The 20,822-nt window shown below is 61.3% G+C and carries 23 protein-coding genes; 12 read left to right on the plus strand and 11 right to left on the minus strand.

The genetic code is table 11. The features are described from left to right. Positions 1 to 36: 36 nt before the first annotated feature. Complete coding sequence (locus R1T45_RS10460) at positions 37 to 537, plus strand: MarR family winged helix-turn-helix transcriptional regulator (protein ID WP_067942516.1); 501 nt, start codon at positions 37 to 39, stop codon at positions 535 to 537. Here R1T45_RS10460 and R1T45_RS10465 read toward each other — a convergent pair. After that, positions 531 to 1,277, minus strand: coding sequence for a DUF1194 domain-containing protein (locus R1T45_RS10465; protein WP_317390775.1), 747 nt, complete (start codon positions 1,275 to 1,277; stop codon positions 531 to 533). The two genes, R1T45_RS10460 and R1T45_RS10465, sit on opposite strands and share 7 nt — an antisense overlap. Positions 1,278 to 1,428: 151 nt before the next feature. Further along, positions 1,429 to 1,863: a VOC family protein gene (locus R1T45_RS10470; protein ID WP_317390776.1), complete on the minus strand. Its 435-nt coding sequence runs from the start codon at positions 1,861 to 1,863 to the stop codon at positions 1,429 to 1,431. A gap of 257 nt (positions 1,864 to 2,120) precedes the next feature. Between R1T45_RS10470 and R1T45_RS10475 the strand changes: the two genes are divergently transcribed. The 4 genes from R1T45_RS10475 (at position 2,121) to R1T45_RS10490 (ending at position 5,049) form a co-directional block, all read left to right on the plus strand. Beyond that, positions 2,121 to 2,954 carry a thymidylate synthase gene (locus R1T45_RS10475; RefSeq protein WP_259945410.1) on the plus strand — a complete coding sequence of 278 codons (834 nt, stop codon included), beginning with the start codon at positions 2,121 to 2,123 and terminating at the stop codon, positions 2,952 to 2,954. Then, positions 2,954 to 3,433: a dihydrofolate reductase gene (locus tag R1T45_RS10480; protein ID WP_317390777.1), complete on the plus strand. Its 480-nt coding sequence runs from the start codon at positions 2,954 to 2,956 to the stop codon at positions 3,431 to 3,433. Before R1T45_RS10475 ends, R1T45_RS10480 begins: the two co-directional genes overlap by 1 nt. 42 nt (positions 3,434 to 3,475) lie before the next feature. Continuing rightward, positions 3,476 to 4,660 (plus strand): cytochrome P450, encoded by a 1,185-nt coding sequence (locus R1T45_RS10485; RefSeq protein WP_317390778.1) that lies wholly within the window; start codon positions 3,476 to 3,478, stop codon positions 4,658 to 4,660. 83 nt (positions 4,661 to 4,743) lie between these two features. Beyond that, positions 4,744 to 5,049: a hypothetical protein gene (locus R1T45_RS10490; protein ID WP_165935581.1), complete on the plus strand. Its 306-nt coding sequence runs from the start codon at positions 4,744 to 4,746 to the stop codon at positions 5,047 to 5,049. Positions 5,050 to 5,103: 54 nt separating this feature from the next. On the opposite strand, the gene R1T45_RS10495 is transcribed toward R1T45_RS10490, so the two are convergent. Next, complete coding sequence (locus tag R1T45_RS10495) at positions 5,104 to 5,310, minus strand: cold-shock protein (RefSeq protein ID WP_067262111.1); 207 nt, start codon at positions 5,308 to 5,310, stop codon at positions 5,104 to 5,106. 168 nt (positions 5,311 to 5,478) lie between these two features. Between R1T45_RS10495 and R1T45_RS10500 the strand changes: the two genes are divergently transcribed. Next, positions 5,479 to 5,799 carry an ArsC/Spx/MgsR family protein gene (locus R1T45_RS10500; protein ID WP_317391068.1) on the plus strand — a complete coding sequence of 107 codons (321 nt, stop codon included), beginning with the start codon at positions 5,479 to 5,481 and terminating at the stop codon, positions 5,797 to 5,799. Here R1T45_RS10500 and R1T45_RS10505 read toward each other — a convergent pair. The 5 genes from R1T45_RS10505 to thrS all read right to left on the minus strand — a co-directional run bounded on the left by R1T45_RS10505 (position 5,796) and on the right by thrS (position 10,463). Then, on the minus strand, positions 5,796 to 6,329 hold the full coding sequence (locus tag R1T45_RS10505) for a DoxX family protein (protein WP_317390779.1): 534 nt from the start codon (positions 6,327 to 6,329) through the stop codon (positions 5,796 to 5,798). The two genes, R1T45_RS10500 and R1T45_RS10505, sit on opposite strands and share 4 nt — an antisense overlap. Continuing rightward, positions 6,326 to 7,084: a DNA-binding domain-containing protein gene (locus tag R1T45_RS10510; RefSeq protein WP_317390780.1), complete on the minus strand. Its 759-nt coding sequence runs from the start codon at positions 7,082 to 7,084 to the stop codon at positions 6,326 to 6,328. The genes R1T45_RS10505 and R1T45_RS10510 overlap by 4 nt, the downstream gene beginning before the upstream one ends. Then, positions 7,081 to 7,926, minus strand: coding sequence for a DUF692 family multinuclear iron-containing protein (locus R1T45_RS10515; RefSeq protein WP_120351515.1), 846 nt, complete (start codon positions 7,924 to 7,926; stop codon positions 7,081 to 7,083). Before R1T45_RS10515 ends, R1T45_RS10510 begins: the two co-directional genes overlap by 4 nt. A gap of 63 nt (positions 7,927 to 7,989) precedes the next feature. Beyond that, a complete protein-coding gene (locus tag R1T45_RS10520) occupies positions 7,990 to 8,292 on the minus strand; it encodes a DUF2282 domain-containing protein (RefSeq protein ID WP_067622878.1) in 303 nt (100 codons plus the stop codon). A 224-nt stretch (positions 8,293 to 8,516) separates the two neighbouring features. Continuing rightward, positions 8,517 to 10,463, minus strand: a complete 1,947-nt coding sequence (gene thrS, locus R1T45_RS10525; RefSeq protein WP_317390781.1) for a threonine--tRNA ligase — start codon at positions 10,461 to 10,463, stop codon at positions 8,517 to 8,519. Between the two features lie 173 nt (positions 10,464 to 10,636). On the opposite strand from thrS, the gene R1T45_RS10530 reads away from it, so the two are divergent. From R1T45_RS10530 to R1T45_RS10540, 3 genes are all read left to right on the plus strand, one after another. Then, positions 10,637 to 11,923, plus strand: coding sequence for an MFS transporter (locus R1T45_RS10530; RefSeq protein WP_317390782.1), 1,287 nt, complete (start codon positions 10,637 to 10,639; stop codon positions 11,921 to 11,923). A 51-nt stretch (positions 11,924 to 11,974) separates the two neighbouring features. After that, complete coding sequence (locus tag R1T45_RS10535; RefSeq protein ID WP_317390783.1) at positions 11,975 to 12,727, plus strand: alpha/beta hydrolase; 753 nt, start codon at positions 11,975 to 11,977, stop codon at positions 12,725 to 12,727. Positions 12,728 to 12,869: 142 nt separating this feature from the next. After that, positions 12,870 to 13,580 carry an alpha/beta hydrolase gene (locus tag R1T45_RS10540; RefSeq protein ID WP_317390784.1) on the plus strand — a complete coding sequence of 237 codons (711 nt, stop codon included), beginning with the start codon at positions 12,870 to 12,872 and terminating at the stop codon, positions 13,578 to 13,580. A 9-nt stretch (positions 13,581 to 13,589) separates the two neighbouring features. Here the strand turns inward: R1T45_RS10540 and phaZ are convergent, their stop codons facing one another. Beyond that, positions 13,590 to 14,921, minus strand: a complete 1,332-nt coding sequence (phaZ, locus tag R1T45_RS10545) for a polyhydroxyalkanoate depolymerase (protein WP_120351511.1) — start codon at positions 14,919 to 14,921, stop codon at positions 13,590 to 13,592. Between the two features lie 50 nt (positions 14,922 to 14,971). On the opposite strand from phaZ, the gene R1T45_RS10550 reads away from it, so the two are divergent. From R1T45_RS10550 to phaR, 3 genes are all read left to right on the plus strand, one after another. Continuing rightward, complete coding sequence (locus R1T45_RS10550) at positions 14,972 to 16,777, plus strand: class I poly(R)-hydroxyalkanoic acid synthase (RefSeq protein WP_317390785.1); 1,806 nt, start codon at positions 14,972 to 14,974, stop codon at positions 16,775 to 16,777. A 152-nt stretch (positions 16,778 to 16,929) separates the two neighbouring features. Then, positions 16,930 to 17,373: a phasin family protein gene (locus R1T45_RS10555; RefSeq protein ID WP_067622858.1), complete on the plus strand. Its 444-nt coding sequence runs from the start codon at positions 16,930 to 16,932 to the stop codon at positions 17,371 to 17,373. A 143-nt stretch (positions 17,374 to 17,516) separates the two neighbouring features. Further along, a complete protein-coding gene (gene phaR / locus R1T45_RS10560; RefSeq protein WP_067622929.1) occupies positions 17,517 to 18,065 on the plus strand; it encodes a polyhydroxyalkanoate synthesis repressor PhaR in 549 nt (182 codons plus the stop codon). Between the two features lie 46 nt (positions 18,066 to 18,111). Here the strand turns inward: phaR and R1T45_RS10565 are convergent, their stop codons facing one another. After that, entirely contained in the window at positions 18,112 to 19,290 is a 1,179-nt protein-coding gene (locus R1T45_RS10565) for a DegT/DnrJ/EryC1/StrS family aminotransferase (protein ID WP_317390786.1), read from the minus strand. A 215-nt stretch (positions 19,291 to 19,505) separates the two neighbouring features. Continuing rightward, a complete protein-coding gene (locus R1T45_RS10570; protein ID WP_317390787.1) occupies positions 19,506 to 20,810 on the minus strand; it encodes an FAD-binding oxidoreductase in 1,305 nt (434 codons plus the stop codon). Positions 20,811 to 20,822: the final 12 nt, after the last annotated feature.

Here is a 20,822-nt window from a genome sequence, read left to right on the forward strand (position 1 = left end):
GTTTCCGGTTCGAACAAGGTGAACCGGAGATTTCGCATGAGCATTCAAGACCCCGCTGCGCAGCCGATGGCCATAAAGGGTTTTATGGCAGGCTATCTTGAGTCCCTGTCCTTGGTCGAGCGGTTGCACCGCTTGCTGCTGGACGTGATCAAGGACGAATTCGAACGTGTCGGCGTGTTAGAGATCAACGCCGTGCAGGCGCTGCTTTTGTTCAATATCGGCGATAACGAGGTGACCGCGGGCGAGCTGAAAAGCCGCGGCTACTATCAGGGCAGCAACGTCAGCTATAACCTTAAGAAGCTGGTCGAAATGGGCTATATGCACCACCAGCGCTGCGAGATTGACCGCCGGTCCGTCCGCGTTCGGCTGACCGAAAAGGGGCGTTATATCCGCGATGTGGTGGCCGAGCTTTTCTCGCGCCATGCCGATGGGATGGAAAACAAGGGCGTGCTGGGCGATGCAGGGATCGAAGATATCACCCGCTCTCTCAAACGGATGGAGCGGTATTGGACGGATCAGATCCGCTATATCTACTGATCACGGGCAGGGGGGGTGAGGTGGGAGTAGACCCTCCCCTCCACTTCCCGCAAGAGCTTCTGGGTCATGGCGCGGGCGTAGTCCTCAAACCCCTCTGCCGTCTCAACGAATGCGCCGGGGCCGAGCATGACTTCGGCCCGGTAGTATGACGCCAGCGCGCCGATCTCGGCCTGCCGACTGTCGCCAAGGGCTGGGTCTTCCGCGCCGATCACCAAACCGTTGATGGTCAGTTCCTGCGGCTTGAGGGGCTGGGCGTGCAACCTGTCGCGTATATCCCGGGGCCGCGGCCCGAAGTTCGAGATGCCGTCGCCCGAGATATCCAGCGTGTGTTTCTGGCAGGCGGCGCGCGTCGCCAACTGGCCCGCGCCAAACTGCATCGCATCCCCCAATGCCGTGCCGGGAGAAGCCTCACGCCGCTCGGTGCTGCGCAAAAGTGCGATGGCCCCACCAAGCGCCGCCGCGTCGCTCAACGTGGTCCAAGGCAAGATCACCGTCTGGTCACTGGACCCGCTCCATTCATAGATCATCAGGTCGACGCCATGCTCCGGCATCGCCAGCAGGGCGTCCCGTACACGCGGATCGTTCAGCGCGTCGGCCAAACCACCGATCTGTAACCGATACTCTCGCGCATCAACCGAACCAGAGACATCCAGCCCCAAGGCAAGCGCCTGCCGACAAGCGGCCTCGGCCGATGGGATAGAAGTGAAGGTGAGAAAGAGGGCGAGGGCCGCGCGGATCATCCCAGCGATCCGTTCAGCCCCGGCGGCGCCCCCTTGGGGGCGACCGAAGAGGGCACATCACCCGCCGGACGCCGCGCGAGACGACAAAGGGCCGCCCGCGCTGCGCCCATGGGCGCAAGCATCAGCGCCAGCAGGACATTGATGCAGAGCCTTACCAATGACCGGTGTTTTCCATGCTGGCCCAAGGTTCCTGCGCGGGCAGGGCGTCACCCTCTTGTAGCAATTCGACCGAGATATTGTCCGGCGAGCGGACAAAAGCCATGCGCCCGTCGCGAGGTGGGCGGTTGATGGTCACGCCGTTGTCTTGCAGGTGCTGGCAGGTCTCATAGATATTCTCAACCGTATAGGCGAGGTGGCCGAAATGGCGGCTGTCACTGGGCAGCGCGTCATCGCCATCCCAGTTATAGGTCAGCTCCACATCCGCGTGGCCATCGTCCATGCCCGGCGGGCAGAGGAAAACCAGCGTGAAACGGCCCCCCTCGTTGTCGATCCGGCGCCGTTCCACAAGGCCCAGAAGTCTGTAAAATGCGATAGAGGCGTCCAGATCCTTCACGCGCACCATTGTATGCAAGTATTTGATGGGCATCGGTTTTCCTTCAGTTGGGCCGCTTGGGGAGGGATGAAACACCCTGTTCGGGCCGAAAATTCGTCGTCAAAAAGTCGTCACAAAACGGGAAGCGGCAAAATATGCCCGCCGCGCTTTGATAGAGAGTTTAGGCGCGAAACCACCGGTGTCAAAGGCGGCAACGGCATTGTCAGGCGATTGCCCCCACACAGCCGCCTTGAGGCGCGCGGCGCGGAAGGGTATGCAATGACAAATGCCACGGATAACGGGGGGGCTGCGTGAAACAGTACCATGATGCGCTGCGCGAAGTGCTGGAGCAGGGGGTGACCTCGACCGACCGCACGGGAACGGGGACGATCTCTCATTTCGGGATGCAACAGCGCTACCGGATGGCCGATGGCTTCCCGCTGGTGACGACGAAGAAGCTGCATCTGAAATCCATCGTGCATGAGCTTTTGTGGTTCCTCTCGGGCGACACGAACATCGGCTACCTCAAGGAAAATGGCGTCCGCATCTGGGACGAATGGGCCGATGAGAACGGTGACCTCGGCCCGGTTTATGGCCATCAATGGCGGCGTTTTCCGATGGTGGGTGAGCCGATGCCGCAGCCCGATGGGACGGTGCTGCATCAGGCCGGTCAAGTGGATCAAATCGCCAAGCTGGTCGAGGCGATCCGCAAGACCCCCGATAGCCGCCGGCTGATCGTTTCGGCGTGGAATCCGGGCGAGGTGGACCAGATGGCGCTGCCGCCCTGCCATACGCTGTGGCAGGTGCGCATCGCGGGCGGCAAGCTGCATTTGCAGCTTTATCAGCGCTCGGCGGATATGTTCCTTGGCGTGCCGTTCAACATCGCCTCCTACGCGCTGCTGCTGGAGATGTTGGCCCATGTCACTGGCTACGCACCGGGCGATTTCGTGCATTCGATGGGCGATGCGCATATCTATTCCAACCATCTGGAACAGGTGCAGACCCAACTTGCGCGCACCCCCAAGCCGCTGCCAAAGCTGCGGATCAACCGCGAGGTGAGCTCGATCTTTGATTTCCGTTATGAGGATTTCACCTTCGAAGGCTATGACCCCGACCCAGCTATCAAAGCGCCGGTGGCCGTCTGATGCTGAGCCTGATCGTCGCCCGCGCCCGCAATGGTGCCATTGGCAAAGACGGGGATATCCCTTGGTCGCTGCCCGAAGACCTGAAATTCTTCCAGCGCGAAACCACCGGCGGTGCCATCATCATGGGGCGCCGCACATGGGAAAGCCTGCCGTTCAAGCCTTTGAAGAACCGTCTGAATTGCGTGGTCTCCAGTACTGATATTGAGGGCGTCCATGCGGCGCGCGACCCGCAGGCGGCCTTGGGCCATTGCGCGGCTGAGGGGTATCGCCGGGTCTACGGCATTGGCGGCGAAGGTATCTACCGCGCACTTCTGCCCTTGGCGGATCGGCTCTTGGTGACCGAAGTCGACGTGGAAATCGACGCGGCAGACGCATTTTTCCCCGAGTTTGACCCCGAAGAATGGATTGAGCTTGGCAATCTTTGCCTGCGCGCGACGGGCCCCCGCGCCATCGCACGTGAATGGCTGCGCCGCCGCTGACAGCCATTGACATAGGCCGCGCGCCGCGCATCACTGCGGCCTATGTTTGATCTGTCCGCACCGCCTGAGGGGTTTGTCGAAAACCCATTCCCCCATTACGACCGCCTGCTGCGCGAGACCCCGGTGCTGCGCCAGCCCGATGGCTCTGTGCTGATCTGCCGCCACGCGGACCTGAACGCGATTTACCGCGACACCACGCTTTATATCTCGGACAAAAAGCTGGCCTTCGCGCCGAAATTCGGCCCTGGCAGCCCTCTGTTTGAGCATCACACCACAAGCCTCGTGTTCAATGACCCACCGTTGCACACCCGCGTGCGGCGGATCATGACATCGGCCCTGACGCCCAAGGCGCTGGCACGGATGGAGCCGGGGCTGATCGACACGGTTGACCGTCTGCTGGAAGGGCTGGGCCCCACGCCGGACCTGATTGAGGACTATGCCAGTTGCATTCCGGTGCAGATCATCGGCAACCTGCTGGACGTGCCGATGGAAGAACGCGGCCCCCTTCGGGACTGGTCGCTGGCAATTCTCGGCGCGCTGGAGCCTACCTTGAGCGAAGCGGAGTTGGAGGCGGGCCATACTGCGGTGCGCGCGTTCAAAGCCTATCTGCAAGACCTCATCGCGCGGCGCCGGGCTGAGCCGGGGGATCCTGAAACCGACGTGCTGACGCGGCTCATTGCCGGAGATGACGGCGGCCAGTTGACCGAGATCGAGTTGATTCAAAACTGCATTTTTATTCTCAACGCTGGCCATGAGACGACCACCAACCTGATCGGCAGTGCCCTCGCGCTGCTCCATGACCACCCGGATCAAAAGGCGCGATTGCTGGCGGAACCCGCGTTGATCGGCCCCTGTATCGAAGAGGTGCTGCGCTTCCGCTCGCCCAACCAGTTCGGCAACCGCGAGACCACGGCCCCCGTCACGATCGGCGGGGTGGAGATTGCCGCAGGGACCAACCTGCATCTTTGCATCGGAGCGGCCAACCGCGACCCGGAAGTCTTTGAGGATCCGACGAAATTCGATATCGGGCGCAAACCCAATCGGCATCTGGCCTTTGCCGGTGGTCCGCATGTCTGCGTAGGGCTGACCTTGGCACGGATGGAGGGGAAAATCGCCCTCCAACGCTTTCTGAACCGTTACCCGGACTATGAAATCAGCGCGGCGCGTCAGGGCGGTGGGCGTATCCGTTTTCACGGCTATGCGACGCTTCCGGCGCGGTTGAGTTAAAGACGCGCTGCCATAAAAGACTGGACTTGATGTATGCGCCCCGGCAATCTTCGTTCATATTGTATATAATTACGAGGATTATCATGCGTCTAACGACAGCTATTGCAGCGGCGATAGGGCTGCTTTCTGCGGGCTTGGCCGGTCAGGTCTCGGCCGAGCCAAAGCTCTATGCCTATCCTAGCAGCGCGAATTATTGCCCGGCTGGATTGCAGCCGGTGACGCTTGGCGGCGCGATTGGCTGCGGGACACCGAACCAGCCCATGACCTATGCAGAGGTCAAAGCGCATCCGGTTGTCCACCGCCATCGCCACCCGCACCGCGCAGTGACACTGCGCCGTTCAGCCCGCGTGCCTTGCCCGGTCGGGGCAAAGGGCTGTTCGTATCAGTGAACTCTCAAGCAACGCCCGGCGCGGGACGCCGGGTGTTCTTTTGCGATATCGTGGCTAGAGCAGGGCGAGATCGGTGGCCATCTGCCGACCGTCGCGGCCTTCGGTCAGCTCGTAGCTGACCTTTTGATCATCCGCCAAGCCGGTCAGGCCAGAGCGTTCGACCGCTGAAATATGAACAAATACATCGTTACCGCCGCTCTCGGGGGCGATGAACCCGTAGCCTTTGGTGGTGTTAAACCATTTCACGGTGCCAGTCGGCATAATCTCCGCGCCTCCTTTGTCTTTGCGTCTCTGCGTCGAGCAGAATGGCGAAAGCGATTGAATTGCGACCCGCCATAATAGAAAGATCGCGCGGACTTGGAAAAAATCAAGCGATCAGGTGCGAAACCCGCAATTGGGGGCGCGATCGCGTGGCTGAGGGAGACGGATGTGCTAATTTATGGGCTGAAAAACTGTGACAGCTGTCGCAAGGCGAAAAAGGCGCTGCCAGAGGCGCAGTTGGTCGATGTTCGGGAGGCGGGCGTGCCAAGGGCGGTTTTGACGCAGGCCCATGAGCAATTTGGTGCGGCCTTGCTCAACACCCGCTCCACCACCTGGCGGGGGCTGGATAAAGAGACGCGCAAGCAGGCCCCGCTCGCCCTGATAGAAGCTCATCCAGCGCTAATGAAACGCCCTCTGATCGCGGTGGGTGACAAGCTATTTCTCGGCTGGAACAAAGAGATAGAAGCCGACGTTCACGCGATGCTTTAACTTCGGCCTGCAATTAGCCGGTCCAGTGACAATGGGCCGGCACCTTTGATGACGAGTACCAAAAGCAAGAACACCCAGAGCGCCCGCTGGTCAAGAATATGGGCATCAGGAAAGCGGTCGAACCACGCGCCAAGCGCGCTGCCATGGCCGTAAAGATCGGTGAGGGATTGCACCACGACAAAGCCCACCATCGCCAGTGCCGCCAGTCGGGTCAGCAGGCCAATAACGATGAGCAGCGGCAAGATAAATTCCGCCACCGTTCCGGCGACGACGACGAGCCAATGGAACACCCCAAGCGCGTCACTGTCATAGCCCACGGCCTCAAACACGCGGGGGAAGATTTGCGCATAGGCTCCGGTGGATGGGGTAAAGATGCCCAAGGGGCCGGGCCCGAGTTTGGTCAGCCCGGCATTCAGGAAATAGACCAGCAACACTGCGGCAAAGAGGAACCGGGCGAGGGTCGGAAGCAGCCAGTCGGCCCGCTCCAGACGGTCGGCGGCGTTGCGGTATAGGGTCGGAAGCTGGGTCATTTACTGCCCTCCAAGGAAATTGCGCTGAAGACACCGTGGCTCAGGGCGAGGGTCAAGGCGGCGGCGAGGTCAAACGCGGGCTGGGCGCCCGCCGTGGCGTCATGGGCCGCCCCGAAGGGCAAGCCGTCGGCAAGGTGGGATAGCCATAGCGCCGCACCGGGCGGCAGCAGATCCGGCGCGGGATCAAAGGCGGGGCGGGTGATTATCACATCCTGCGCTGCGCTGCGGGGCTTGGGCGCGTCCTCGGTGAAATTATAGCGCCAGATGTCGAAAAGCGGCCAGTCTGACCGCAAGAGGCGGGTTGCGGGCGCGAGGGAGAGCTTTGCCCCCATCAATGCATCGGGGCCAAGCGTTTCGAAGACCTTCGGATCAAGCGGAGCCGCGTCAGCCGCGTGATAGGAGGCACGCAGCGCGATGTCGAGCCGTGCCGCATCGGCGAGGTAGCCAATCTTGGCCAAAGGGGCGAAAGCCGCGATAAAGGCGGGGAAATCCGTGCCGTAATGCATCATCATCGGAGATGTCGGCGGATGCGCCCGGACGTAGAGGGGGGCCAGTTCGGCAAAGTTGCGGGCGCCGATCAGCTTGCGCACAAGGGGAAAGGCCACTTCGAGCGCGGCGATCAGGGAATGCGTGACGTTGTTGCGATAGACGCCATAGCGCGCGCCCGCCGGTTGCCCCCGGCCATCGCGCAGCCCATCGGGTGCAGACCGTGACGGATCAAGCAGGGCCGCGCGAAAGCTGTGTTGGTCGGTCACACCAGCACCTCAGCGGCGCGGGTGGCTTCGGCCCGTAGGACGGACCAGTCGGGCACGTCATTGTCCCACTCGACCAGCACCGGCTTTGGCCCGGTTTGGGCCAGCGTGTAGCTTAACAGGTCCCAAACAGGATCGACGACCGGTTTGCCATGGCTGTCGATCAAAAGCGGCGCGCCGTGATCGTCGGTGTCGTCATCATGGCCGCCCACATGAACCTCGCCCACATGGTCTGTCGGGAAGGCGTCGATGTAACCCTGTGGCGACAGCCCGAGATTGGTGGCTGAAATGAAGACATTGTTGACATCCAGCAAGAGACCGCAGGAGGTACGTGCTATAATCTCTGCCAAAAAGTCCGTTTCAGACAAGTCGGATTCCGCGAATGCAAGGTAGCTGGAGGGGTTTTCCAGCAGCATTTGCCGACCCAAGACATCTTGGACTTGGTTGATATGTGACGCCACACGGGTCAGCGTTTCCTCGGTGTAGGGCAGCGGAAGGAGATCGTTGAGATACTCCATCCCATGGGTCGACCACGCCAAATGTTCGGAGAAGGACGCGGGCTGCGTTCGGTCACAGAGGGTTTTGAGCCGTGCCAGATGGGCCGCGTCCAGCGGCCCTTCGCCACCGATCGACAGGCCGACACCATGGACCGACAGGGCGAAACGGTCTTGCAAGGCGCGTAGTTGCGCATGGGGGCGGCCACCGTCGCCCATGTAGTTTTCAGCATGCACTTCGATCCAGCGGACCGGGCCAGGATCGGCCATCAAGCCATCGAAATGTCGAGATTTAAATCCGACGCCGGGGGCATTGGGCAGTGTTGTAACAGGGGGGGTATCGTCGCGCATAACGGCCTCCGGCATGTTGCGGGGCGGGGTTCCGGGCGGGGATGCCGCCCGGAACGCTATAGATTAAGCGGGCAGGTCGCGGTCGAGCGCTTCCAAAGAGCCGGTCCGCTCGGTCCCGTCTGCCATCTCGGGCAGGTCGATCTCGGCGCAGGTGCCTTCGTCAACGAGGGTCCATGCGTTGCCTTGGTAATCGGTCACAGAGGTGCCCGCGCAGGTGGTGCCGGGGCCCGCTGCGCAGTCGTTCTCACCGGCCAGCGAAACGCCAAAGCATTTCTCTTGCGAAGCGGCGGTAGCGGTGGTGGCGTGGCTGCTCAGCGCGGCGGCGACGGCCCCTGCGATGGCGGCGGTTTTGAGTGTGGTGGACATTGTCGTTTCCTTCCTGATGGTTTGAACAGGTTTACTAGAGCAGCCTGCTTCCTCACAAGCCAGTCACGAGGGAGTGCGTCACGGTCCCGTCAGAAATCACGCGGAAAACTAGCGAAAATTGTAACCTTCCCGCGCAGGAAGGGCATGATTGTTACAAAAACGCTCCGGCGGGCAGGGGGCAAGCTGCCCGCAAGACCGCCGGAGCGCAGATTTGTTACAAGCCGTTAACGCAGGTCAGGCGGGGTCGCGTCCTGCGCCAGTTCGGCGGTGAGTGCATCCAGCGGCTGCACCGAAGTCTGCTTTTGCCCCAGACGGCGCACGGAAACGGTACGCTCTTCAACCTCACGCGCCCCGACGGCGAGGATCACCGGCACTTTGCCGACCGAATGCTCACGGACTTTGTAGTTGATCTTCTCATTACGCATGTCGGCTTCCGCACGCACACCAGCGGCTTTCAGGGTCTCGACGACCTCGGCCACATAGTCATCCGCTTCAGATGTGATGGAGGCCACGACCACCTGACGCGGGGCCAGCCAGAAGGGCAGCTTGCCCGCGTGCTCTTCGATCAGAATGCCGATGAAACGCTCGAAGCTGCCCAAGGTGGCGCGGTGCAGCATCACAGGGCGGTGCCTGTTGCCGTCCTGCCCGATGTAGCTGGCCTCCAGCCGCTCGGGTAGGTTGGCATCGACCTGTAGGGTGCCGCACTGCCAGCTGCGCCCGATGGCATCGGTGAGGGTGAATTCAAGCTTCGGCCCGTAGAAAGCGCCTTCGCCCTCCAGCACCTCAAAGTCATAGCCCGCGGCCTTGCAGGCATCGCCAAGCGCCTTCTCCATGTTGTCCCACGTCTCATCGGAACCGATCCGCTTTTCGGGGCGGGTGGAGAGCTTGATGGTCCAGTTCTCAAACCCGAGGTCGGCATAGACCTTCGACAGAAAGGCGATGAACTTGGCGGTTTCCGAGGTGATCTGATCCTCGGCGCAGAAGATATGCCCATCGTCTTGGGTAAAGCCGCGCACCCGCATGATGCCGTGCAGCGCCCCGGAAGGCTCATAGCGCGCGCAGGATCCGAACTCGGCCATCCTGAGCGGCAGGTCGCGGTAGGATTTCAGGCCCTGGTTAAACACCTGCACGTGGCAGGGGCAGTTCATCGGCTTGAGCGCGTTCACCGCCTTTTCGCGGGCATGCTCCTCGTCGACCTCAACGATGAACATGTTCTCTTGGTATTTGTCCCAGTGGCCGGATTTCTCCCACAGTTTGCGGTCGACGACCTGCGGGGTGTTCACCTCGACATAGCCGTCGCGGTCCTGCATGCGGCGCATGTAGTCCTGCAAGGTGGTGTAGATGCGCCAGCCGTTGGGGTGCCAGAAGACTTGGCCCGGTGCCTCTTCCTGCATGTGGAACAGGCCCATCTCTTTGCCAAGCTTGCGGTGGTCACGCTTGGCGGCTTCTTCGAGCATGTTGAGATGCGCGCGCAGCTTTTCCTTGCCGGTGAAGGCCACGCCGTAGATGCGTTGCAGCATCGCGCGGTCACTGTCGCCGCGCCAATAGGCACCGGCGATGGACATCAGCTTGAACGCATCGCCCGGCACTTGGCCGGTGTGTTGCAGGTGCGGGCCACGGCAGAGGTCTTGCCAATCGCCGTGCCAATACATCCGCAAAGGCTCATCGCCGGGGATCGCGTTGATCAGCTCGACTTTATAGGGCTCGTTCAAGTCCTCGTAATGTTTGATCGCGCGGGCGCGGTCCCAAACCTCGGTCCGGACGGCGTCGCGTTTGTTGATGATCTCTTTCATCTTCTTTTCGATTGCGCCGAGGTCTTCTGGGGTGAAGGGCTCTTTGCGGTCAAAGTCGTAATACCAGCCGTCCTTGATCACCGGGCCGATGGTGACCTTGGTGTCGGGCCAGATTTCCTGCACGGCGCGGGCCATGATGTGCGCGAGGTCGTGGCGGACCAGTTCATTTGCCTGCGCTTCGTCGGCCATGGTGTGGATCGCGATGTCGGCATCTGCTTCGATCGGCCACGCCAGATCGAAATGCGCACCATTGACGGTGGCGCTGATGGCCTTTTTGCCCAAGGATTTTGAGATGTCGGCAGCCACTTCGCCAGCGGTGATACCGGCGTCATATTGGCGGCTATTGCCATCGGGAAGGGTGAGGGAGATTTGGGCCATCTTGGGCGCTCCTCGTCGGTTTGGCGCCTACGAGACGCCCGGTTGCGGGTTATGTGTTGCGCCTATGTGGCGGGACGGGGGCGTTTTGTCAATGCGAGCGGGACCTTGGGCAGGCAAGTTGCGGCCCTGCGGCGGCGCGCTATGTCAGGCGGGCAACAACGAGGATGGGTCACATGCAAGACGACACGGCGCAGCGCGCTTTCGAGACGATTTCGGGGGCGGATGACCCGGCACCGGGGTTGGACGACAAGGCGCAGCGGGCCGAGGCACGCAATGGGCTGCGCCATATCCTGTCGTTGTCGATGACCAAAGTGGCCGATGGGCTGATTGATCCCAAGCTGGTGTTGGCGTGGCTGCTGAGTGCCCTCGGCGCGCCTGCGGTCTTTGCGGGGGCCTTAGTGCCGATCCGCGAGGCCGGATCGCTTTTGCCGCAGATCGCGCTGGCGGGCGTGGTGCAGCGCATGGCGCGGCGCAAATGGGCTTGGGTGTGGGGCTCGGTCGGGCAGGGCGTGGCGGCGGCGCTGATCGCCCTCGCCGCGCTGAGCCTTGAGGGGGCCACGGCGGGCTATGCCATCTGCGCGGCCCTCGCGCTGTTGGCCGTTTGCCGCGCCGCCTGTTCGGTGTCGTTCAAGGAAATTCTGGGCAAGACCGTGGGCAAAACCCGGCGTGGATCGGTGACCGGTTTGGCGGGGTCCGTGTCCTCGGTCGGGGTGGTGATCTTTGCCGGGCTCTTGATGTCGGGCCTGTTTCAAAGCCGCGGTGTCGTCGTGGTGGCGATTGCGCTGGCGGCGGGGCTTTGGGTCGCGGCGGCGCTGCTCTTCTCAACGATCAAAGAAACGCCGAGCGAGACCGAAAAGGCCGATGGCGTGGATTTCAAACTGCTGCGCGGCAATCGCGACCTGTGGCTGTTCATTCTGGTGCGCGGCCTGTTGGTATCGACCGCCCTTGCGCCGCCCTATCTGGTGGTGCTGGCCGGGTCGTCGGAGGGCGGGCAGTTGGGGCAGTTGGGCGCCTTGGTGCTGGCCTCGGCATTGGCGTCCTTGGTCAGTTCCTACGTCTGGGGGCGGCTGTCGGATATGTCGAGCCGCCGAGTGCTGATGCTGACGGGCATCGTCGGCGCACTGGCGATGGCGTTGGCGGTGGGGCTGTGGTTCCTTGGTTTGGCGCAGGCGGTCTGGGCCATGCCCGGCGTGCTGTTCATCCTGATGATCGCCTATCACGGCGTGCGGCAGGGGCGCTCGACCTATCTGGTCGACATGGCCCCGAAAGACCACCGCGCCGCCTATGCCGCCGTGAGCAATACGGTGATCGGGCTGCTTTTGCTGCTGGCCGGGGTGCTGGGCGGTGGTGCTGCGCTGATCGGGGCGCAGGCGACGCTGATGCTCTTTGCCGTGATGGCGGTCGCCGCCGCGGTTCTGGCCCATTGGTTGCCCGAGGTTGAGCATCTTTCCGAGGACTGACTTGCCCTCATCCGCGGCGATGCCCATGATTGGGCCAAAGACGGAGGCAGCATGTCAGACAGCAAATTCATCGACACCCCAGAGGGGCGGCGCATCGCCTATCACAAGATCGACGGGGCGGGGCCCTGCGTGGTTTTCCTCGGCGGGCTGAAGTCCGACATGATGGGGACCAAGGCGGTCTATCTCGAAGACTGGGCGCGGGCCGAGGGGCGGGCGTTTCTGCGGTTCGACTACTCCGGTCACGGGGAATCCTCGGGCAGCTTCACCGAAGGCTGCATCGGCGATTGGCACGAAGATACGCTGGCCGCAGTCGCAGCACTGACCGAGGGACCGCTGATCGTCGTAGGGTCGTCTATGGGCGGCTGGCAGGCGCTGCTTTTGGCCCGGCACCTGCCAGAGCGCATTGCCGGGCTGGTCGGCATCGCCGCCGCACCTGATTTTACCGAAGACGGATACTGGGCGAATTTCACCGAGGCGCAGAAACAGACGCTGGCAGAGGTCGGGCAGGTCGAACTGCCGTCGGACTATATGGAGCCCTATGTCATCACCCGCCGCATGATCGAGGATGGGCGCAAGCGGCTGGTGCTGCGGGAGGCGCTCGACTTGCCGTTCTCCGTGCGCTTGCTGCAGGGCACAGCCGATACGGCCGTCAGCACGGCCACGGCGGTGCGGCTACTGGAGCACGCGCAGAGCCCTGATATGCAACTGACGCTGGTCAAAGACGCCGATCACCGCTTCTCAGATGCGCGCTGTCTGGCGATGATCGTCGCGGCGATCAACGAGGTTTCCGGCAAAGAGGGCTGACCCAAGGCGCGGGCATGGAACCGCCGATAAGGTCGCGCCCCCGATGCCACCCCAAACCACCCATGCTAAGAGACCGCCAAACCCAAGGGGGACGGCATGAAACCACGTCATTTCAACCGCATACCGCAGCGGATCCTGCGCAATGGCTGAGCCGCTTGTTCTGCTGCCCGGCATGATGTGCGATGCCCGTGTCTTTACGCCACAGGTCCGAGCACTTTCCCCGCGCAGCACGGTGGTGCTGGCTCCGATCACCCAAGGGGAACGGATCGAAGAGATCGCCTCGGGCCTTTTGGATCAACTGCCACCGCGTTTCGCGTTGGTGGGGCAGGGCATGGGCGGTGTGGTGGCGCTGGAGCTTTTGCGTCGCGCCCCCGACCGGATCAGCCGCATTGCCTTGCTGGCGACGCAGGTGCTGGCCGAACTGCCCGCCATCGCCGCGGACCGGGAGCCGCAGATCATCATGGCGCAATCCGGCAAGCTGGGGGAGGCGATGCAGGCGCGGATGGCCTCGGGCTTTCTCGCCCCCGGCAAGGGACGGGGCGAGGTGCTGACCCGCGCGATGGAAATGGCCGAGACACTGGGCGGCGATACCTTTGTGCGCCAGTCCCGTGCCCTGCAACGGCGGCGGGACCAGCAAGCGGTGCTGCGCAAATGCAAGGTGCCGGCACTGGTGCTTTGTGGGGAGCATGACATGCTCTGCCCCGTCAAACGCCACGCCTTCATGGCCGAGATGATCCCCTACGCCAAGCTGACGGTGCTGGAGAATGCAGGCCATTGGCCCAGCCTAGAGGCACCAGAGGCCACAACCGCCGCGCTGCGCGACTGGCTGCATCAACCTCTGGTGCTGCAATAGGGCGGCGGCTCAGGCCGCTGCCGGTTTGTCGGTCTTCTTGGGCGCAGATTTCTGAGACACGGGTTTCTGAGACTCGGATTTCTGAGGCTCGGGCGTTTTCGGCTCGGGCTGGCCATTGTTGGCATCGATAAAGTCCAGCACCAAGGGCCGAATATTGTTGCGCCAGCTTTTGCCTGCAAAAATCCCGTAGTGGCCCGCCCCATCTTCAAGATGGCTGGCCTTTTTGGAATCAGGCAGACCGGTCAGCAGATCAAGCGCCGCGATGCATTGGCCGGGAGCAGAGATGTCATCCTTGCTGCCCTCAACCGTTTTAACCGCCACCGTGGTAATCTTGCCGATATCGACCTGACGGCCCGCCACGGTGAAGACGTTCCGCGCGATCTCGCGCTCTTTAAACACGCGCTGCACGGTCGAGAGATAGAACTCTGCCGGCATGTCCATCACGGCGAGGTATTCGTCGTAGAACTTGTTGTGCTTGTCGTGCTCATGCGCCGCTTTTTGCGCTACGCGGGTGATCTGATTGGTAAAGGCATCGCGGTGGGTGTCGTTGTTCATTGAGATGAAAGACGCCAGTTGCAGCAGACCGGGGTACACCTTGCGGCCCACGCCCGCGTATTTAAAGCCGACCCGCTGGATCATCATCTGCTCAAGCTGGCCCATGGTCACGCTATGGCCAAAGTCAGTCACATCCGTCGGCGTGGCATCAGGATCGATCGGCCCGCCGATCAGCGTCAGTGTGCGCGGCTGCGCTTCGGGCGCTTCCTCGGCCAGATAGGCGGTCGCGGCAAGCGTCAGAGGCGCAGGCTGACAGACCGCGATCACATGGGTGTCGGGGCCAAGGTGGTGCATGAAATCAACGAGGTAGAGCGTATAATCCTCGATGTCGAATTTGCCTGCACTAACTGGAATATCACGCGCATTGTGCCAGTCTGTCACATAGACGTCGCAATCAGGCAGCAGGGAGATCACGGTGGACCGAAGGAGCGTGGCATAATGACCGGACATTGGCGCAACCAGCAGAACCTTGCGGCCCGTCTCTTTGCGGCCTTGGACCGAGAATTTCAGCAGATCGCCAAAGGGGCGTTCCATCACCGGCTCGATGCTGACCAGACAATCTTGGCCCGTGGGGCCGACCACTGGGGGAATGTCCCAGTCGGGTTTCACGACCATGCGGGCGAAACTACGCTCCGTCACTTCGCCCCATGCGGCGAGCCATTCCATCGCAGGGTTTGGAAACAGAGAGAAAGCCGGGTAGGATGCCATAGCAAGCGCCGAAGCGCCGAGCCATTGATTGGTATTCCGGATGGACTCCATCATGTCGTAGGTGGCCATATAGCGCATGTGGGGGCTCCTTTATGCTGCACCTGCAAAGATAGGAGGTAAGGGTTAAGATGACAACAGAATCCGAAAATCCCGAGATCACTGAGCCTCAAGCCCTGTCTCGAATGGCGCAAAACCTGAAAAAGGTTGAAGAATTAAGTAAGCGCCTGACCCGCGTGATGTCGCAGCGCGAGGGCCATCAGCCCGCGTTGGACGGGCCGAACCAACAACTTTTCGCGAAAGCAGCACAGTCTTACTGGGCCGAGGCGATGACAAATCCGGCCCGTTTGATGGAGCATCAGATGGGCTATTGGACCAAATCGGTCGCCCATTTCGTCGAGGCGCAGCAGGCGCTGGCCAAGGGCGGGCTGGCCCCGGTAGAGGGGGAAGCGCCCACCGACAAACGTTTTGCAAATCCGCTGTGGCAAACCCATCCCTATTTCAACTTCATCAAACAGCAGTATCTGATCAACGCCGAAGCGCTGCGCCAAGCGGTCGAAGACGCCCAAGACATGGACCCGGCCGAGAAGAAGCGGCTGGTCTATTTCAGCCAGCAGATCATCGCGATGATGTCGCCGACCAATTTCCTTGCCACCAACCCCGATGTTTTGGAGCGCGCGGTAGAGACAGAAGGCGAGAGTCTTGTGAAGGGGCTGGAAAACCTGATCGCTGATTTGGAGGCCAACAACGGCGAGTTGGTCGTCAAACTGGCGGATGACAGCGCCTTTGAGTTGGGCCGTAACATCGCCACCACGCCCGGCAAGGTGGTGTTTCGCAACCGCATGTTCGAGCTGATCCAATACACGCCCAGCACCGAAGAGGTGCACAAGACCCCGTTGCTGATCTTCCCCCCATGGATCAACAAGTTCTACATCCTCGACCTCAAGGCGCAGAACAGCCTTGTCAAATGGCTTGTCGATCAGGGGCACACGCTGTTCGTCGTCTCATGGGTGAACCCCGATGTCAGCTATGCCCAGATCGGCATGGAGGATTACGTCGAAGAAGGCTACCTCGCAGCGATTGAAGAGGTGAAGGCGATCACGGATGAAAAGCGCGTGAATGTCGTCGGCTATTGTATTGCAGGCACCACGCTGGCGCTGACGCTCTCGCTGTTGAAAAAACGCAGCGACACGTCGATCAAATCCGCGACCTTCTTCACCGCGCTCACCGATTTCTCGGATCAGGGCGAATTCCAGCCCTTCCTCACCAATGACTTCATCGACGGGATCGAGGCCGAGACGGCGGACAAGGGCATCCTGCCCTCCGTGGTCATGGCGCGGACATTCTCTTTTCTGCGCTCCAACGATCTGGTCTATGGCCCCGCCGTGCGCAGCTATATGATGGGAGAGACCCCACCGGCCTTTGATCTGCTCTATTGGAACGGGGACGGGGCCAATCTGCCGGGGCAAATGGCGATGCAATATCTGCGCAGCCTGTGCCAGCGGAATGAATTGGCCGAGGGCGGGTATAAACTGCTGGGCGAGCGGCTGACCCTCGACGCTATCGAGGTGCCGCTCTGCGCTGTGGCCTGCGAGACCGACCATATCGCGCCGTGGAAAGACTGCTACCGTGGCGTGCAGCAGATGGGTTCAAAGGACAAGACCTTCATCATGGCGCAATCGGGCCATATCGCGGGCATCGTGAACCCGCCCAGCCGCAATAAATACGGCCACTATGTGAACGGTGATCTTAGCCAAGATTACGCAGCTTGGCGCGAGGCCGCAACTTATCACGAAGGGTCATGGTGGCCGCGGTGGGGCAAGTGGCTGGTCAAACGTGCAGGCACTATGATTCCCGCGCGCTTTCCCGGCGATGATGGCCGCGAGGTTCTCGGCGACGCGCCGGGCGCCTATGTGGCCCGCAAGGCAAATGACTGATTACCTTACGTAATCTTAGCGCGCTAAGCAGCTTATGCTGCAATGCAGAAAAAACCTTGAAATGCTGCACTGCGGCATCTATATTGTGGTCAGACGCGAAACGGACGGGTCTTCCCGCTCCCTTGCCACAGTAGCAGTAAAAGGATTGAGACATGACCAAGACACCTGACATGACCGCGATGTTCAAAGACATTATGGGCGCTTTCCCCGTGGATAACGCCGCCATGCAAGACGCATTCAAAAACACCGCCTCCCTGAACGAGAAACTTTCGGGCGTTGCTTTTGACGCGGCTGAAAAATCGGCTGACATCTCCACCGCCTGGACCAAAGAAACTCTGTCCCGCCTGACTGAGATGACCAAAGTCAAAGCCGAGCCTACAGACTACGCCAAAGCGATGACCGATTTCGCTTCCGCCTCCGCTGAATCCGCGGCCGAGCATATGGCCGCCTTCGCCGAGATCGCGAAAAAGGTGCAGATGGACACTGTTGAGCTGATGATGTCGGCTGGCAAAGAGTTCCAGAGCGACGCGACTGCCGCAGCGACCAAGACAGCCGAGAACGCTCAGGCTGCTGCTAAGAAATCCACCGTGAAGTAAACCGCCCGTCGGTTTTATCTTCTCGGCATGATGCCTAGAAAAAGGGCAGGTCCAATCGGGCCTGCCCTTTTGTCATGCGCTCTTTCTATTTGCCGATCCCTGTCCTAAGCTGCGATGCAGCACCACTGGTCGGGAGTAACATCATGGCGGACAAACCGAAGCCCTTGCTGATAAAACGCTATGCCAGCCGCAGGCTCTACAATACCGAGACAAGCGATTACGTCACCTTGGAGGATATCGCCGGTTTCATCCGCGATGGCCGTGAGGTTCAGATCGTCGACCTGAAGTCTGGCGATGACCTGACACGGCAATATCTGTTGCAAATCATCGCCGAACACGAAAGTCGGGGCGAAGCCGTCTTGCCGGTCGATGTGCTGACCGATCTGGTCCGCAGCTATATGTCGGGCAATGTTTCGGTGGTGCCGCAGTTCTTGCAGGCCTCTTTCGACATGCTCCGCGATGGGCAGAGCAAAGTGGTCGAAAACATGAGCGCGATGAACCCGATGGCCAAAATGCCCGGTATGGAAGCGATGCAGGCGCAGCAAGAAGCCTTCATGAAAGCGATGACAGGGGGCTGGGCCAAATCGACCGCGCCGGAACCACCCAAGCAGCAGGCCGAACAGGGCGATGATCTGGATGCGATCAAAAAGCAGTTGGCCGAATTGCAAGACAAACTGTCAAAGCTGAACTGACCCACCACCGGTGAGGGAGCCCTGCGCTCCCTCCTTTCGGTGCACCCTATGCAGCCTGCGCATCAACCACATCGGCCAGCGCGGCCAAAATCACATCCGCCACAGCGTCGATCTCATCCAGCGTCAACTGAACCGGCAGGCGCACGTCACAGGCCCGCATCAACATGGCGCGGGTACGCGGCAGGTCAGGCAGGTCTTCGATGAATTGCCAGTTCCAAAAAGCCCGGGCGTTATCGGTGCTCTGGCCAAAGACCTGCACCTTCACACCCGTCGCTTCAGCCGCCGCGGCGAAGGCGCGGATCGTGGCATCGGGCAGGCCCACCAGATTGAACTGGATCGAATCCGGCGCGCGGGTCTCTCCGGGCAGGGGGCTTGGCACATCGATCAACGGTGAGGCCGCCAGCCGCGCGGCCATGTGATCATGATTGCGCAGCCCATCCGCCACCCGGCGCGGCAGATGCGACAGTTGCGGGCGGATGATCGCCGCCGACAGGTTCGACATGCGCAGATTGTAAAGCGGCAGCCGGTTCTGCCATGTGGCAAAGCTGTCTTGCAGGGCTGCGTGTTTCTTCCAATTATGCTCATAGGCGCCCGACATGATGATGGCACGGGCCACCAAATCGGCATCATCGGTGATCAGGATGCCCCCTTCGCCGGCGTTGATCATCTTGTAGGACTGAAAAGAGAAACAGCCGATTTTGCCAATCGTGCCAATCTTTCGCCCCTGCCAAAGCGTACCCAGCGAATGGGCGGCGTCTTCGATCACCGGCACATCGGCGGCTTCGCAAAGCGCCATGATCGCATCCATTTCCGAAGTGTGCCCGCGCATATGGCTGATGATCACAGCCTGAACACCGGGCAATTTGGCGGCGAAATCCTCAAGATCGACGCGGTAATTCTCGCCCACCTCGCAAAGCACCGGCTTGCAGCCTGCGTGGATCACCGCAGAGGGCACGGCGGCGAAAGTAAACCCGGGGATCAGCACCGTCGCCTCTTTCGGCAGGTCCAAGGCGAGCAAGGACAGAAACAGCGCGGCAGAGCATGAAGAAACGGCCAGCGCATATTCGCTGCCCATCATCTGCGCAAATTCGACCTCCAGCAAGGAAACGGGCGCGTCCTTTGCCGCAGTGTAGCGAAAAAGATCGCCGCTTTGCAAAAGCGCCGCAATGGCAGCCTCGGCTTCAGCGGGGATAGGTTCGGCGCGGTGCATGTCGGGCAAAGCCATATTTCAAAATCCTGAATAATGATTTCCAGAATTGTAAAACAACGCGCCGCTCAGGCCAAGAGAAGACCAGCTCAACCCGCACCCCAGTTCTTCCTTCATTCTTTCTCAAATACCCGCGGGGGAATCGCGCCCCCGGCGCGATGGGGGCAGCGCCCCCGCTTTTCAAAGGCCCGCCCAAAACGAGCCCCCCGCCATTGCCGCTCACGCTGGAGAAGTCAAAGACCCAGCCGATCCCGCGTCGCATACCAAAGCATGGCAAGCACCAGCAGCGGGCTGCGCAGAGAGGCGCCACCCGGAAATGCCTGCGTCGGGATCGCGGCCATCGTGTCGAACCCAGCAGCATCGCCCTCGATCGCCTTGGCCATCAGATAGCCCGCATGGGTCGCGGTGCCGACCCCGTGGCCAGAATAGCCGGAAGCCGATAAGATGTTCGGCGCCAGCCGCGCGACATAGGGCAGGCGCTTCATCGTGATGCCCAAGGTGCCGCCCCAAGCATAGTCGATGTTCACATCCTTCAACTGCGGAAAGACCTGCGACATCGGTTTGCGCACCTTAGCGGCGATGTCCTGCGGGAACCGGTAGCCATAGCTTTCGCCCCCCCCGAAAAGCAGGCGCCCGTCGTGCGACAGCCGGAAGTAATTCACCACGAACCGGCTGTCAGCCACCGCCACGTCGCGGGGCAGCACATCGTTTACGCGGTCGCCCAAGGGTTCGGTGGCGGCAATGAAGTTGTTGATCGGCATGACCCGCGCGGCCACGTCGCCGTTCAACTTGCCCAGATAGCCGTTGCAGGCCAGCACCACATGGTCGGCAGAAACGCTGCCGGTGGCGGTCTGCACCAGTGCCTTGCTGCCTTCGACGATATTCTCGGCGGGGCTTGTCTCATGAATGCGCACCCCCGCGGCGGCGGCGGCGCGGGCAAGGCCGAGCGCATAGTTCAGCGGATGCAGATGCGCCGCACCCATATCCAGCACACCGCCTTTGTAGTCGGGCGAGGGGCAAACCGATTGCAGCGCGGCGTGATCCAGCACCTCGATCTCATCATAGCCGTAGTGCTTTTGCAGATGCTCTGCATAATCGTGCAAGTGCCGCACGTCCGAGGCGGTCGATCCTGTCCATGCCACGCCGGGTTTCAGATGGCAGTCAATCTCATGCTTTTCGATCAACGATTTGACCAGCGCCTTGGCCTCTTGCCCCATCTCCCAAAGCTTGGTGGCATGCTCTTGGCCCAGCATCTTCTCCAGACCGTCCTGCTCAACCCGCTGGCCCGACCCCAACTGCCCGCCGTTGCGGCCCGACGCACCGAAGCCCACGCGCTGCGCATCTAACAGCACCACGTCATAGCCCGCCTCGGCCAGATGCAGTGCTGCCGAAAGGCCGGTATAGCCCCCGCCAACCACACATACGTCGGCTTTTGCGTCCCCCTGAAGCGGCGGGTGGGCCGTGTGCTTCGTGGCGGTGGCGGCATACCAGCTGGTGGGGTACTGGCCGGGCGTGTCGTTGGCGTAAAGCAGGTTCATCGGGCCTCCGGG

It is taken from the genome of Sulfitobacter sp. LC.270.F.C4, from assembly GCF_032922545.1.
GTDB classification, from domain to species: Bacteria; Pseudomonadota; Alphaproteobacteria; order Rhodobacterales; family Rhodobacteraceae; genus Sulfitobacter; species Sulfitobacter profundi.

What these genes read in the sequence shown, in the direction of transcription:
- R1T45_RS10505 (WP_317390779.1), bottom strand. Translation starts at nt 6,329, where the DNA reads ATGACCCAGCTTCCGACCCTATACCGCAACGCCGCCGACCGTCTGGAG.
- R1T45_RS10530 (WP_317390782.1), top strand. Translation starts at nt 10,637, where the DNA reads ATGCAAGACGACACGGCGCAGCGCGCTTTCGAGACGATTTCGGGGGCG.
- R1T45_RS10480 (WP_317390777.1), top strand. Translation starts at nt 2,954, where the DNA reads ATGCTGAGCCTGATCGTCGCCCGCGCCCGCAATGGTGCCATTGGCAAA.
- R1T45_RS10485 (WP_317390778.1), top strand. Translation starts at nt 3,476, where the DNA reads ATGTTTGATCTGTCCGCACCGCCTGAGGGGTTTGTCGAAAACCCATTC.
- R1T45_RS10465 (WP_317390775.1), bottom strand. Translation starts at nt 1,277, where the DNA reads ATGATCCGCGCGGCCCTCGCCCTCTTTCTCACCTTCACTTCTATCCCA.
- R1T45_RS10550 (WP_317390785.1), top strand. Translation starts at nt 14,972, where the DNA reads ATGACAACAGAATCCGAAAATCCCGAGATCACTGAGCCTCAAGCCCTG.
- R1T45_RS10570 (WP_317390787.1), bottom strand. Translation starts at nt 20,810, where the DNA reads ATGAACCTGCTTTACGCCAACGACACGCCCGGCCAGTACCCCACCAGC.
- R1T45_RS10540 (WP_317390784.1), top strand. Translation starts at nt 12,870, where the DNA reads ATGGCTGAGCCGCTTGTTCTGCTGCCCGGCATGATGTGCGATGCCCGT.
- R1T45_RS10520 (WP_067622878.1), bottom strand. Translation starts at nt 8,292, where the DNA reads ATGTCCACCACACTCAAAACCGCCGCCATCGCAGGGGCCGTCGCCGCC.
- R1T45_RS10535 (WP_317390783.1), top strand. Translation starts at nt 11,975, where the DNA reads ATGTCAGACAGCAAATTCATCGACACCCCAGAGGGGCGGCGCATCGCC.
- thrS (WP_317390781.1), bottom strand. Translation starts at nt 10,463, where the DNA reads ATGGCCCAAATCTCCCTCACCCTTCCCGATGGCAATAGCCGCCAATAT.
- phaZ (WP_120351511.1), bottom strand. Translation starts at nt 14,921, where the DNA reads ATGCGCTATATGGCCACCTACGACATGATGGAGTCCATCCGGAATACC.
- R1T45_RS10555 (WP_067622858.1), top strand. Translation starts at nt 16,930, where the DNA reads ATGACCAAGACACCTGACATGACCGCGATGTTCAAAGACATTATGGGC.
- R1T45_RS10470 (WP_317390776.1), bottom strand. Translation starts at nt 1,863, where the DNA reads ATGCCCATCAAATACTTGCATACAATGGTGCGCGTGAAGGATCTGGAC.
- R1T45_RS10460 (WP_067942516.1), top strand. Translation starts at nt 37, where the DNA reads ATGAGCATTCAAGACCCCGCTGCGCAGCCGATGGCCATAAAGGGTTTT.
- R1T45_RS10565 (WP_317390786.1), bottom strand. Translation starts at nt 19,290, where the DNA reads ATGGCTTTGCCCGACATGCACCGCGCCGAACCTATCCCCGCTGAAGCC.
- phaR (WP_067622929.1), top strand. Translation starts at nt 17,517, where the DNA reads ATGGCGGACAAACCGAAGCCCTTGCTGATAAAACGCTATGCCAGCCGC.
- R1T45_RS10490 (WP_165935581.1), top strand. Translation starts at nt 4,744, where the DNA reads ATGCGTCTAACGACAGCTATTGCAGCGGCGATAGGGCTGCTTTCTGCG.
- R1T45_RS10495 (WP_067262111.1), bottom strand. Translation starts at nt 5,310, where the DNA reads ATGCCGACTGGCACCGTGAAATGGTTTAACACCACCAAAGGCTACGGG.
- R1T45_RS10515 (WP_120351515.1), bottom strand. Translation starts at nt 7,926, where the DNA reads ATGCGCGACGATACCCCCCCTGTTACAACACTGCCCAATGCCCCCGGC.